This is a genomic window from Microcoleus sp. PH2017_08_TRC_O_A (genome assembly GCF_020738665.1).
Lineage (GTDB): Bacteria > Cyanobacteriota > Cyanobacteriia > Cyanobacteriales > Microcoleaceae > Microcoleus.
In genome coordinates this window covers 1-13,551 of record NZ_JAEQCE010000121.1, presented here as the reverse complement: position 1 = coordinate 13,551, position 13,551 = coordinate 1, and the positions used below count along the sequence as shown (strand labels likewise).

General features: G+C 45.5%; 12 protein-coding genes. 5 read left to right on the top strand and 7 right to left on the bottom strand.

Annotated features, from left to right (window positions below; genetic code table 11):
• Window positions 1-403 precede the first annotated feature (403 nt).
• The 5 genes from JGK22_RS29945 to JGK22_RS29925 form a co-directional block, all read right to left on the bottom strand.
• On the bottom strand, window positions 404-1,267 hold the full coding sequence (locus JGK22_RS29945) for a CPBP family intramembrane glutamic endopeptidase (protein ID WP_293185230.1): 864 nt from the start codon (window positions 1,265-1,267) through the stop codon (window positions 404-406).
• 355 nt (window positions 1,268-1,622) lie between these two features.
• Window positions 1,623-2,054 carry an AbrB family transcriptional regulator gene (locus tag JGK22_RS29940; RefSeq protein ID WP_293208810.1) on the bottom strand — a complete coding sequence of 144 codons (432 nt, stop codon included), beginning with the start codon at window positions 2,052-2,054 and terminating at the stop codon, window positions 1,623-1,625.
• Between the two features lie 198 nt (window positions 2,055-2,252).
• Window positions 2,253-3,296 carry a UDP-3-O-(3-hydroxymyristoyl)glucosamine N-acyltransferase gene (lpxD, locus tag JGK22_RS29935; protein ID WP_293197632.1) on the bottom strand — a complete coding sequence of 348 codons (1,044 nt, stop codon included), beginning with the start codon at window positions 3,294-3,296 and terminating at the stop codon, window positions 2,253-2,255.
• Window positions 3,297-3,613: 317 nt separating this feature from the next.
• Complete coding sequence (locus JGK22_RS29930) at window positions 3,614-3,928, bottom strand: YkvA family protein (protein ID WP_293185232.1); 315 nt, start codon at window positions 3,926-3,928, stop codon at window positions 3,614-3,616.
• Window positions 3,929-4,858: 930 nt separating this feature from the next.
• The gene (locus tag JGK22_RS29925; protein ID WP_293185233.1) at window positions 4,859-6,082 is read right to left on the bottom strand and encodes an SPFH domain-containing protein; all 1,224 of its coding nucleotides are present in this window, start codon (window positions 6,080-6,082) and stop codon (window positions 4,859-4,861) included.
• 343 nt (window positions 6,083-6,425) lie between these two features.
• Between JGK22_RS29925 and JGK22_RS29920 the strand changes: the two genes are divergently transcribed.
• Both JGK22_RS29920 and JGK22_RS29915 read left to right on the top strand, forming a co-directional pair.
• Window positions 6,426-7,640, top strand: coding sequence for a transposase (locus JGK22_RS29920; protein ID WP_293185234.1), 1,215 nt, complete (start codon window positions 6,426-6,428; stop codon window positions 7,638-7,640).
• 435 nt (window positions 7,641-8,075) lie between these two features.
• The gene (locus JGK22_RS29915) at window positions 8,076-8,519 is read left to right on the top strand and encodes a hypothetical protein (RefSeq protein ID WP_293185236.1); all 444 of its coding nucleotides are present in this window, start codon (window positions 8,076-8,078) and stop codon (window positions 8,517-8,519) included.
• Between the two features lie 82 nt (window positions 8,520-8,601).
• Here JGK22_RS29915 and glnA read toward each other — a convergent pair whose 3' ends face one another.
• Window positions 8,602-10,023, bottom strand: a complete 1,422-nt coding sequence (gene glnA, locus JGK22_RS29910; protein ID WP_293185237.1) for a type I glutamate--ammonia ligase — start codon at window positions 10,021-10,023, stop codon at window positions 8,602-8,604.
• 358 nt (window positions 10,024-10,381) lie between these two features.
• Here glnA and apcB point away from each other — a divergent pair, with 358 nt between their 5' ends.
• Window positions 10,382-10,891, top strand: coding sequence for an allophycocyanin subunit beta (apcB, locus tag JGK22_RS29905; protein WP_293143500.1), 510 nt, complete (start codon window positions 10,382-10,384; stop codon window positions 10,889-10,891).
• Between the two features lie 206 nt (window positions 10,892-11,097).
• Here the strand turns inward: apcB and JGK22_RS29900 are convergent, their stop codons facing one another.
• Window positions 11,098-11,295, bottom strand: a complete 198-nt coding sequence (locus tag JGK22_RS29900; RefSeq protein WP_293185239.1) for a hypothetical protein — start codon at window positions 11,293-11,295, stop codon at window positions 11,098-11,100.
• Window positions 11,296-11,597: 302 nt separating this feature from the next.
• On the opposite strand from JGK22_RS29900, the gene JGK22_RS29895 reads away from it, so the two are divergent.
• Window positions 11,598-12,455, top strand: a complete 858-nt coding sequence (locus tag JGK22_RS29895; protein WP_293185241.1) for a TlyA family RNA methyltransferase — start codon at window positions 11,598-11,600, stop codon at window positions 12,453-12,455.
• Window positions 12,456-12,597: 142 nt separating this feature from the next.
• Window positions 12,598-13,287 carry a hypothetical protein gene (locus JGK22_RS29890; RefSeq protein WP_293185242.1) on the top strand — a complete coding sequence of 230 codons (690 nt, stop codon included), beginning with the start codon at window positions 12,598-12,600 and terminating at the stop codon, window positions 13,285-13,287.
• Window positions 13,288-13,551: the final 264 nt, after the last annotated feature.

Sequence of the window (13,551 nt, the reverse complement as noted above, 5' to 3'; positions counted from 1 at the left end):
TCAGCTATCTGAGGGCTAAAGCCCAACAATATACCTCAGCTATCTGAGGGCTAAAGCCCAACAATATACCTCAGCTATCTGAGGGCTAAAGCCCAACAACATACCTCAGCTATCTGAGGGCTAAAGCCTAACAACATACCTCAGCTATCTGAGGGCTAAAGCCCAACAACATACCTCAGCTATCTGAGGGCTAAAGCCTAACAATATACCTCAGCTATCTGAGGGCTAAAGCCCAACAATATATCTCAGCTATCTGAGGGCTAAAGCCCAACAATATACCTCAGCTATCTGAGGGCTAAAGCCCAACAATATACCTCAGCTATCTGAGGGCTTTAGCCCAACAATATATCTCAGCTATCTGAGGGCTTTAGCCCAACAACATACCTCTAGCAATAAGTCTTATTTAGATTAACAAAATTACGGCTGCTGTTGCTAGCAATAACAGGATTCCGGCCGCACCTGCGAGGGGTTTTGCTGCTATTCCTGTAATCCATTCCGGTACTTTGTTGGTTTGATTAATTAGTCCTTCTGTATCTACGGTAGTTATACCCCAAATCCATCCGGCGTGGAGTCCGATCGCCAATCCTAAGCTACCATTGTCGGTGATGCGGGCTAAAATTAAAACCAGACCCATCAGCCACAATCCAGGTAGTTGCGGTATAGTTTCTTTTGCTGCCCAAATTAGGTGGGCGATCGCAAAAATCAAACTGGCGATCGCACCTGCGGTTAGTATTGAGTAATCTTGCTGGAGTAGATTTTGCAAACAGCCGCGAAAGATTAACTCTTCTGTCGCGCTAATCCACAGGGCTAATAACAGAGTCACGAGAGTTGAAGGCTTCAGAATTGAAGCCGGAAAATGAATGATTGTTTCGCCTGTTTCGGTTTGAACTTTGGTGTTTTGTAGTTCCAGCCAACCAGCGGTTAATTGCACGCCGAACAAAATGGTTAAGCTGACTACTGCTAATGTTAATCCCAGCAGCGAGGATATGAAAGTTGCGGGTTGCCAATCCCAACCCCAGTCAGCCAAAGATGCGCCTTCGATCCAAGTTGTCGCCCACAAAATTAAGGGGACAATTAAGTAGAGGGAAGCTAGTAAAGGCAGTTTTTTGTTGCCTAAGGGTTGGGGCGGATGCCATTTGAGGGCGATCGCCAGTATAATTGCTACGGGCAGCCACAAACAAGCCCAAGTTGAGAAAAAAACAATTACTTTGACAATTGCCGGTATTGATGGCGACACCAGTCGCAGGTTATTCAGGCTGTTCCACATTTAAGCGATTGTCTCACAAATAGAAGAGAGTGCAGCGATTTATGGGTAATAGGACTTACGCTGTTAAACCAGGTTTCTGCCGAATATGTTTGGTTTGGCGATCGGATATTGACTAATAAAATCATGTTAGCTAGAACCACACAATAAAATAGGTTTGTAGTGAGGACTTTAGTCCGCATCCATTACGCTTGACTAAAGTCCTCACTACAAACTTTTTTTAAGTCATTTACCGGAAATGCTATAATGTCAAACCCGGTTTTATCGGCATTATACCAGTGCGATCGTTGGAAGATGCACAATTAATCGAATTAGAGATTAATTGTTAATTTATCTTCACCTTAGTGGTCTTAAAGCATTATTCCTCGGCATTATCGGTTTCGTCTTCCTCGCTTGAGTTCGGATTCCGATCCTGACTGCGATCGCCATCTACCTGGATCAGGTGAATGTGCTTGTAACCCAACTTAATTTCAAACCGATCTCCGGGTGTTAATCCCATCGATTCAGTGTAAGCCGTACCGAGTACAATTTGACCGTTTTTGTGGACGCTGGCGCGATAAGCTGCTTCTCTACCCCGACCATCTTTTTTGCGTTCTGAACTTAAGGGAATCCCCTTGGCGGCGAGTACAGCATTGTAAAAACCGCTGAGATTAACGCGGGTGCGATCGTTTTTTGTTGTAGAGTAGTAGCCGCAGTGTTTTGCGGTTTCTCGTTTGGGCAAGTGAGCGAGTTCTTTGAGTTTTTGAAGCAGGGCTTTTCCTGTAAGTGGATCTGTGGCAGTTTCAATCATTATGTTGAGAAGCGATCGGGGAATACCTGCGATTTGCAAATAAGCTTTTGTGCCGATTTGTAGCATTATCAAAAATATATACTTAAATTTATGCGTTTTACTAAAAATATTTTTCAGCAAAACTCTAAAAAAATAAAACCTTTGATAATTAAGCCTTCCAGCTTGTGATTTATAGCTGCTTCCATCGGAGTTCTTCCTTCAAAGGCGATCGATCCGGCGCTGAATTTGTCTCAGGGACTGGTACATTTCGGGTAGGCGGTTGTACACAGCAGCGGCTTTGAGAAAGAGTTTGTGGGGAATTGCTGGAACCCCAGTCACGATCGCACCTGCGGGCACGTCGCTGTGAATTCCGGCTTTGGCTGTGGCGATCGCGCCATCTCCAATTTTAGCTTGATTGGCTATTCCTACTTGACCCGCCAAAATTACATTATTGCCAATTATTACTCCGCCCGCTAAGCCGACGTGGGCGGCAAAAGCGCAATTTTTCCCGATTTGACAGCCGTGACCTACGTGTACTAAATTGTCGATTTTGGTATTCTGGCCGATGCGGGTTTCTCCGACGGCGGGCCTGTCGATCGTGCTGTTGCAACCCACCTCAACGCCCTCTTCCAATACCGTGCAGCCAGACTGCTCCATTTTCACCCATCCTGAGGCTGTCGGCACAAACCCAAAACCTTCGCTCCCGATCGCCGCACCGCTGTGAATGACGCAATTTGCCCCGATGCGAGCACGTTCGTGAATCACACAGTTAGCGTGTAGAACTGTATTTTCGCCAATTACCGCATCTGGGTAAATTACGACATTTGGATGAATGCAAACGTTATTGCCGATTTTGACTTTTGCTTGAATCACGCTGTGGGGGCCGATACTGACATTTTCACCGATTTCAGCTTCGGGGTGAACTGTAGCGGAGGGATGTATTTCGGATGCTGGGCGAAATGGTTGGTAAAAAAGGCCGATGGTTTGAGCAAATAGCAATCGCGGATCTGCTGCGGAAATCCAAGCAATGTTGCGATCGCTGCATTGAGCTTGCAAGCCTTCATCTAAGGGTAAAATTAAGGCTGAAGCGTTTGTAGTGGCTGCATGAGCGGCAAATTTAGCTCCTTCTATGTAACTGATCGTACCCGATGTGGCTTCATCGACTGGGGCGGTGCCTGTAATTTCTCGATCGTCCGCGCTGGAGGCATTTAGGCTGTGACTGTTGGCTAAATTCAGTTTTTCTACTAAGTCGCTAAACTGCATAAATAAAAATTTGCTGTTAACACCGATTCCTCAAGCTCAAAATCATATCATGTTCGATTGTTTGTAGTCAGGACTTTAGTCCTCAGTTTTTATTCTTTAAAATTATGAGGACTGAAGTCCTCACGAAGAACCTGGAAAGGACTGAAGTCCTCACGAAGAACCTGGAAACGAAGAACCTGGAAAGGACTGAAGTCCTCACGAAGAACCTGTTCGATCGCCCACCCATGAGTTTAGCAGCGCCCATGCAAAAGGGAGCCGATGTTTTCTGCTCCCACTCACTCTCAAAAAGCTGTAAACTATTCAGTTATTTTTGGCAACTATTGTACAGAAGAGGCTTCTACATCTACGGTGCGGGGTGTCCCTTCTGAATAGGTGTCGGTTGGTTCTGAGGCTGAGGCTGTCTGTGTTTGGCGGGATTTAAAATAGTCGATCGCCATTTGGGACACTTCGGAAATCAGCAATACTGCGATCGCCACATCGTCAATTTGTCCGACTACGGGGAGGAAATCCGGCGCAATGTCGATCGGGCTTACCAGATATGCCAGTGTTCCCAGAATAATCCACCAGCGGTACTTGGGGTTGCGGAGCGTCTCGCGGTACCAGGTATAAATCGATTGTATAGAAAAGCTCATGGGGTTGTCCTCTCGTTATATTTTCAATCTTGACAAATTCTCCCTCGAAATGCTTGTGGAGATATCCCCCCTAGGGTTGGGAAGAGAATTCTACTCAGGGACATTTGGAATTGGGTACGGGCGATGTGCTTCACGTGTCCGAAGGCCAAGCCGGGACACTTCCAAGCGTCGGTATAGTTGGGATCGAGTTGCAGCACTTGCAAGGGAAAGCGCGATCGCCTGCTCAAAATCCCGATCGTGCAGCTACTTGACTCCTTGCTCGAATGGCGCCTCGATCTCTTCCATAATTTGCCAATTCTCCCTCTCTAAAATATAGACAACTAAAGATTTTGCCTAAATTTTGTACTTTTACGCGATCGTGACTTGCACACAATTTATCAGTTCAATTTATTGGCCTCCCTCAATCTTAAATTAGTCTGATTTCCTCCTCATATTTTCAATAATCAAAATGTTCGTAAAAGAACCTTTTTTTAGTATAAAATAACACCTGTTATTTTTGTTTTGGGATGTGGGCGATCGGTTGATTGCTAATATTTCGATCGTCGAAACTCAAAATATCTTGTCTTAGGATCTGCCATATTTGAACAAATAAAACGGTTCACTAAGGAACAGTTTTTTAGTATAAGTTGACACCTACTTTTTTTGAACTTCGCGATGCGGTCGATCGCCCGAATTACTGACATTTTTCGGGTTAAAACTCAGTCAAAATACACATTCATCCTGTAACTTCTTTCCCACAATCCTTGCATTCATTGGATTTCAGGCTGACATTAATCTCGGTATGGGTTTGAAAATCCGATTTTTACAGCTACTATTCTCACCGATCGCCCTACGGTCAGCCTAAGTACAAATAAATAAAATTAGTATCAGAAAATACCCGTAGTCCGAGTTTGGACAGGGCATTAAGTTCGATCGAAAAAAGGGTAGTTTTCACCCGTCTTGAAACACCCATTTTTGGTCGCCGATCGCAATTTCGCAACCATTTGCCAACCAAAAAGGCTCATTAGCAGCCAGCCTCTGCCCTCCGACAAAAGTGCCGTTGGAACTGCCGCTATCGACAAGTTGATATCGCTGTTTGCCAACTTCGTCAGTGGCGCGGCGGATTTGGGCGTGGTAGCGCGAACTTTGCGGATCTTGCAATACTAAAGTGTTAGTCGGTTCGCGTCCAATTGTAAAAGGATTAGCCGTTAAACCGATCGCCTGTCCAGAAAACTTGTAGATTAAATAGGCAGTATTTTTGCGATCGCTGCTGGCGAGTACCGTCGGTGCAAGTGAAGGTGAATTTCTCGCGGGTGGGAGACTATTTTGAGCGAGTTGTTCTGTCAGTTGTTGCAAATCGCGATCGAATGATGCTGCTGTTTCAGAAGCTGGAAGACTCGCCGGAGAATGACCTGAAATTAAGTTTAACTGCTGGACGGGAGCTTGAGGTGCGATCGGGCGGCCAGCTTCAGCAATTCTCATTTGCAGGGCGGCCGAATTTTCTGCTTCCTGTCGCGCACTCATTCCCTCAACTTGGCGAATCACTCCGTTGGTTTCGGGGAAGCTGACATCGCCAATTCGCACGTCTTCTAAATTAAAACCTAGGGGATAAAAGTCTTGGACGCGATCGAGCAAATTTTGGCGCAGCAACAGCCGACCTTGGGTGATAAGCTGTTGTAAAGAAAATTGCCCGATCGCTAATCCCATACAATCTTTAACTGCACTTGCTAAAGCCGCGATCGGATCGGACAATTCCAAAGCTACCCGTTTCGGATCTATAACTTGATAAATAACCGTCAAAGTCGCATCAATTAAAAATCTATCCTTAGACAAAAAATCTCCGTGGGACTGCACGTCCAAGTTGCGAAGTTTGGTATCTACGAGGACAATTTGACACTGTTCCAGTAGGGGAAGGGCGAAGCTGAAATGGCGCCCGGATTTCAGGGTACGCACGGCGCGGCCGTTTTTGACCAACAAACCTGTGCAACCCGCCCCTATGAAGTCCATGCTAAACCCGGCCCAGCGTTCTGGAGTCACGGTTTGAATCAGGGGAGAGGCGTTGTTCATGGGATGCGTTGAGGGAGGAATGATTCTACTTTTAGGGTAACAAATTGCTGGCGGTCGATCGGGCGATCGGTGTGCCTGTTCGGCAACTTCTATACTGTACGCCTCCACGAGTCCCCATTCAGCACGAACAGCAAGGAGCCTCTCACCTACCCGAAGGGAGGTGATGAGAGGAATTGCGAGGCAAAAATGAGACACCCTTTGACCATATCAATCCGCAAAAATGACCGGGAGAAGGGTAGTTGAGTTTTTGCCAATTTCTGTGTTCGGCAGTTGGTCAACCCAGTCCTCCACTATTTGGGTTACTGTTTTATCTTTACTTACTGCATACGCCCTTAATTTATTCAATCGACGTTCGGACATCCGCACATTTAATCTTGTAGTTTTCATATTTTTGTCTACCCATTGTTATCACGTCTATGCTATCATATCTATAACAGGAGGTAAATAACAGGTGAAAACGGCATACCAATACAAGCTACGTCCAACAAAACAGCAAGCGCAAGAAATAGACCGATGGTTGTCTATGTGTTGCGCTCAATATAATTATTTGCTGGCAGATAGATTTAATTGGTATGAGCAAAATCGTTGTCCAATCAATGCCTGTCCACTTGTTTGTCATCTCCCGGAGCTGCGAGATTACCCCGAATATTTTGGGCAAAAAAGAACACTCCCTAAGTTGAAAGAGACGCATCCTCATTACAAAGATGTTTATTCCGATGTTTTGCAGGATGTTGTCAAGCGAGTGAAAACAACTTTTGACCGATTTGTAAAGGGGGATAGCAACGGAAAACGTAGCGGAAAACCAAGATTTAAAGCTCGTAGTAGATACAGAACTTTCTTATACCCAAGAATTAAACCTGATTGTATTGCCAATGGTAGAATTTCTTTGCCCAAATTAGGTCAAATTAAAGTTATTTTGCATCGACCGCTACCGGATGATTTTAAAATTAAAACCGCATCTATCACGAAAAAAGCTGACGGTTACTATGTAACTCTAAGCTTGGAAGATTCAACCGTTCCCGAAATCAAGCCTGATATAAATCCAAGGTCAATGACTGGGATTGATGTTGGTCTAAAGGAGTTTTTGACAACTTCTGAAGGTGAAACTGTTGCTATTCCCCAACACTACCGAAAATCACAGAAACGTTTAAAAGTTATTCAAAAACGTGTCTCTCGTCGTAAAAAAGGTAGTAATCGCAGACAAAAAGCAGTAAAACAACTAGGCAAACAACATAAAAAAGTTGCAGACAAACGCAAAGATTTTCATTTCAAAACGGCGAACAACTTATTGGAAAAATATGATGTTGTTGCAGTTGAAGATTTGAATGTTAAGGGACTTGCGCGTACCCGGTTAGCAAAGTCTGTACTTGATGCTGGATGGTCAAGCTTTCTGTCGATACTGATAAACAAAGCCGAGAAAGCTGGTTTATTGGTGATCCCGGTTCAAGCGTCTGGTACGAGTCAAGATTGTTCTAATTGTGGTGTGAAAGTTCCTAAAAAACTGTATCAACGCTGGCACGACTGCCCCCATTGTGGATGTAGTCTAGACCGTGACCATAATGCAGCGATAAATATAAAGAACAGAGCGGTGGGGCATCCCGTTCTTAAAGCCAAGAGTCTCCTAAGCGATAGCCGGATTGTCTTGGAAGCCTACACTGTACTCTAAGAGTCAGTGTAGGAGTATGTCACCACGTACTGGATCTAGTTTGCATCTAATATCAATTCCGGTTGCACCGTCAGGTGATGTTGACGGTTAACAGTTAACTGTTAACGGTTTAAACAATACCGATACAACCGGAAACTATATTAAATGGGTTCTATCAAAATAATTATTCTCACGTACTTACTTACTTGATTGCTAATTGCTAATTTATAATCATCTGGTGTCCCATCAGGTGTTGCTTAATCAGGGTATGAAAAAAATAAGTTGAAAATTCCCAAGCTTTGTCGATACTGGTTTCTCTGACTGGCATATTTAGCCTTTCATACCGTCAATCAGCAACGCCTCCCATCAATTACCCGCAATCAATAAGGTTCGATCGGGGTAATTGTCTTCGGACACCATCTCCAAGCAGCACATTACACACAAAGAAGCACAAATATGATGAATTATTTCAAGCCTTTGTTAATTTTTACAGCCTTTGCAGCGGTTCTGGGTTTGGGAAAAAGTGGGGCGCTAGCTGCGGTTTGGATTATCTCTGAAACTCAGTTAAGTTTGCCACTTCACAGGGTGCAAATAGCAGCAAAGAGCGATCGCAATTTTAAGACTTCAAAAGGTACATTAAAACCAGGTAGTGTCCTATCTGTCGATCCAGATGAAGTTAGGGGCCTACCAAAAGCTGAGGCGCGGCGACGTTTCATCCTGAATAAGATATATCGCCTTCAGGAAGGCACTGCCGCTGACGATTTATTCATCGTTGATGAGAAAGCAAATAAATGGGCAGTAGAGAATGTCTCTGACGCTACAATGGGCGCTACTACTCGCGGTGTCGCCGAGATAGTCTCCGGTAAAGGCAAAGTCTGGGCGCTGATCCAGAAGTTCTAAAAAAAACGCCACTTTTTAGGGCGGCGTTCTTTTTAATTAAGCATTAAAAATGGCATAATTTCCATTTTTGATTCTTAATTTTCTAACAGTCGTAGTACAAAGCAAACTCGTAAGGGTGAGGACGTAACCGCATCGGGTTGACTTCGTTGTCGAGTTTGTAAGAAATCCAGGTTTGGATGAAATCTTCGGTAAAGACGCCTGTTTCTGTTAAGAAAGCGTGGTCTTTTTCTAAAGCTTCTAACGCGCCTTCCAAGGAACCGGGAGTAGAAGGAACTTTGGCTAATTCTTCCGGGGAAAGGTCATAGATATCTACGTCCAAAGGTTCGCCCGGATCGATTTGATTTTTGATGCCGTCTAAGCCTGCACACAGCATGGCTGCAAAGGCTAAATAGGGGTTGGATGTCGCGTCGGGACAGCGGAATTCTAAGCGCTTGGCTTTCGGGTTGTTCCCGGAAAGGGGAATTCGCACTGATGCCGATCGATTTCCTTGAGAATAAGCTAAGTTTACTGGCGCTTCAAAGCCGGGAACTAACCGCTTGTAGGAGTTGGTCGTCGGGTTGGTGATTGCCAAAAGTGCCGGGGCGTGCTTGAGAATGCCGCCGATGTAATGCAGTCCCATTTGACTGAAACCTGCATATTGATCGCCTGCAAATAGCGGTTGGCCGTCTTTCCAAATCGACTGGTGAACGTGCATCCCGGAACCGTTGTCGTTAAACAGCGGTTTGGGCATGAAGGTGATGGTTTTGCCGTATTTTTTGCCGACGTTTTTGATGACGTATTTGTATGTCAGCAAGTAGTCTGCGGCTTGGACTAATGTGGCAAACCGGAAACCGAGTTCGCACTGCCCGCCGGTGGCGACTTCGTGGTGGTGCTTTTCGATTGGTACGCCGCATTTGGCCATTGTCAGCAGCATTTCCGTTCTCATGTCTTGAGAGGTATCGGTTGGTGCTACTGGGAAATAACCTTCTTTGTAACGCGGTTTGTAGCCGAGGTTGCCGCCTGCTTCTTCTTTGCCGGAATTCCAGCGACCTTCGACGGAATCTACGTAATAATACCCGGAATTTTGGGTTTGGTCGAAGCGAACGTCGTCAAAAATGAAGAATTCTGCTTCTGGGCCGAAGAATGCTGTATCGCCGAGACCGGTGGTCAGCAGGTAGTCTATGGCTTTTTGGGCGATCGTCCGGGGACAGCGGCTGTACGGTTCGCCGGTGCGGGGTTCTTTGATGCTGCAAATGAAGCTGATGGTGGGTTCTGCCATGAACGGGTCCATCCACGCGGTGGTAGGATCGATGACCATTGTCATGTCTGATTCGTTGATGGCTTTCCAGCCCCGAATGCTGGAACCGTCGAAGGGTACGCCGTCGGTGAAGGCGGTTTCGTCGATTTGGTCGTGGTACAGGGAAAGGTGTTGCCAGATCCCCGGCATATCGATGAATTTCAGATCGACGATCTGGATCTTATTTTCTTTTATGTAGTTGAGGGCTTCTTGGGGTGTCTGGAACATGACTTACTCCTGATATTGGTTTTGTTGCGGGCGATCCTGCAACGAGTGCTTCGCTAACGGCAGATTTCAGAATGTTTGCGCGATCGTATGCCTTGAGTACCCACAGTTTTGTAACAATAGATACAAAATATTAAAGTGGGTCTAGTGGGGCAGGACAATTTGTGATGATTGCCTTGTCTGTGTTTCGGCTGTTGATATCAGGCAAACGGCTGAACTTGGCGGTCATTTGCCGGGGAGGGACTACCCTGTGTGCAAATCCTATCTCAAATCTTAATCAAAGGCCGATTTGTAGTAGTCTACAATAGGCGGTCTATCTCAGATAGCAAAGTATTGATAAAGATTTTTGGGAGAGAAACTTATGCGCGATGCCGTGACGAGTCTGATTGAAAATTATGATGTTGCTGGTAGGTATTTAGACCGAGATGGTATCGATCGGTTGAAATCTTATTTTGCAACTGGCACAGCACGGGTACAAGCAGCAGCAGCGATTAACAGCAATGCTGCGGCTATTGTCAAGCAAGCTGGTATTCAGCTATTTGCAGAACAGCCCGAACTAATTCGTCCCGGTGGTAATGCCTACACAACTCGTCGCTACGCGGCTTGTCTGCGAGATATGGACTACTACTTGCGCTACGCTACTTACGCCTTGGTGGCTGGAAGTACCGATGTGCTCGACGAGCGCGTGCTCCAAGGTTTGCGAGAAACTTACAATTCTCTGAGCGTTCCCATCGGCCCGACGGTAATGGGGATTAGCATTATGAAGGAGATGGTTAAGGCTCAGGTTGAATCTGCCGGCTTGTCTGTCGGGCCTTTTCTAGAACAGCCTTTTGATTACATGATTCGCGAATTGAGCGAACAAGATATTTAAGTCAAGCAAGCTGGTTTTTTTAGCAGCAAATTGCTTTTGTGGCTTGCACGTAGCAGGCTCTCGATCGCTTTTTTGGCATCACAGCAGAAAAGCGATCTTTTTTACGGATTATACCATTTTCGATTGGGGCTTAAAGAATAGACAATGACTTACTGCCTAAGGGTTTGGAGTTGGCTCTTCATTTGTATTCTTGTTGGAAATTGGTATTAAAAATCGCCGACATATCCCCAGACGAGGCATTTGTCGAGGGAATTTTTCGTGTGGTGGCGGTTGATTTGGTCGGTGCTGATTGCTTCTACTTCGCCGTTGGGGTAAAGAATGTGGATTAGGTTGCCGCTGACGAAGGCCAGAGGATTTTCTTGACAAATGTCAGAATTTCTGATCGGAAAGTTCGTTTTTTTCATGTCCATCGCCCTGATTGTGTTTGTAGCGCATTCCCCTGTATTTACATAATCTTTGATTTGCGACATTTTTTATGTGATTCTACGAATGTCGATGTGTGATAAAACTACAGGCTCATAGCGATCTCAGTCACATCATGTGGGGTAGGAGCGATCGGCGATCGAGCTTCAAAATACTATACAAATGCTGATGTGAGGGCATCGCCCTCGGAAAACCCAAATAATTATAAAAAATCCGCAGTCGGGTTTTTGCGTAAGTGCTAATCTGATACAGTCCTTAACCCTATCCGTACAGATTAAACATCTTGGCTAAACAACGAATAGACACTTTATTGGTAGACCTGGATTTATGTACCTCCCGACAACAAGCTCAAGCCTTGATTCGGACTGGCCAAGTCTCGATCGACCAACAGGTAATTGACAAACCGGGCACTGAGGTTGACATTGCAGCCAATATTTTGATTAAACAGCGATCGCGCTACGTTTCCAGAGGCGGCGACAAATTAGCCAAAGCTTTAGAAATATTTGCAATTCCCGTCGCGGGCAGAATCTGTCTCGACGGCGGCATTTCCACAGGCGGTTTTACCGACTGCTTGCTGCAAGCCGGTGCGGCACTGGTATACGGGATCGATGTTGGCTACGGTCAAGCTGATTGGCGCTTACGCAACGATCCGAGGGTAATTTTGAAAGAACGCACCAATTTGCGCTACATGACTGCTGCGGAGCTTTACGGCGACTCACCGCGAGCAGATTTGGCGGTAGTAGATGTGTCGTTTATTTCGCTGGATAAGGTTTTACCGGCGCTGTGGGAATTGTTGGCACCACCGCGAGAAGCGGTATTGTTGGTAAAGCCGCAATTTGAGGTGGGGCGCGATCGCGTCGGGAAAAAAGGCGTAGTCAGAGACTCGGCAACTCAAGCCGATGCGATTTTTCAAGTGTGGAAGGCAGCTACAGCTTTAGGATGGCAGGAAAGAGGCTTAACGTGGTCGCCTTTACTTGGCCCGGCCGGTAATATCGAGTATCTTCTATGGTTGGGGATCGATCGCGAACAGGAACCAGACCAAAGTGCGATCCTCTTCGAGGGCTGCGCTAACGAAGAGGGTGTTGTGAAGGAACGGATCGCACAAGTCGCAAAAGCGGCCGCGCAGGAACTTGTCAAGTGATTTTAGATTTTAGATTTTAGATTGACTGCAAAATGTCAAACTAATCAATTTTAAGACTCAAATGTGGAGAGCCAGATTTATCTAAAATTTTAAATTGTTTTGTCAATCAGACTCCTAAACTTTCACAAGAGTGAATAATTCCATGCAGCCATTAAAACAAGTCGGTTCGATTTTCTTGTACGTCCTAGGTGGCATAGGTTATCTGGCGATTGCAGCTACTATTGTAGGCGTGTCAATTCTCATCAAGTTCGCAGCTCTGCTACTGGCAGATAAATTATTATATACAATTCTGATTATCGGTGATTTGTTGAGGGGCATCGAAATTATTGAACTGTTAAATATATTGGTATTTGCTTTTATCGGCATGGGATTTGGCATCGCGACAAAACTGCTACATCCTAAATACAGTCGCCAAATTAGTGCGGCTTTGTTGATACCTATAGTTCCCATAGTTTTCATGAGTACGCCAGCCATCAGATATAATTCTTGGCTGGACAAAGTAGCGGAATCGGATAAGTTAGCGCCGGCGGAAACTGCAACATTAACCAACTCATTTTTGAACCGAAAGGTAGGAGTGGAAGGTTTTCTCGGTTATTATGTATATACAGGTCAGTTTCCGGTGATTCCCACAAAACAATCTGAGATGAAAGACCTCGACAGCTTTGAAAAAAAGGTTAATTCGAGATTTGTGCAGTTAACTGGTGTTGCTCCGACGATTGTTTCTTGGTCAATGCGGGTTTGTTTTTGGCTGATTAGAATATTTTACTTTTGTATTGCGGTAATTGCGACGATTGTTCATTTTAGGGAAGGTGTGAGAATCGCGGGACGATAAGAATACAAGCTGTGGGGTGCTTATCTAATTTTCAGGTACGTAGTTGCGCTTCAGCGCTCTGGGAGCAGGTACGTAGTTGCGCTTCAGCGCTCTGGGAGCAGGTACGTAGTTGCGCTTCAGCGCTCTAGGAGCAGGTACGTAGTTGCGCTTCAGCGCTCTGGGAGCAGGTACGTAGTTGCGCTTCAGCGCTCTGGGAGCATCTCATTTGTTGTGCAAAAACCATTTTTTCGAGAGGTACGTAGTTGCGCTTCAGCGCTCTAGGAG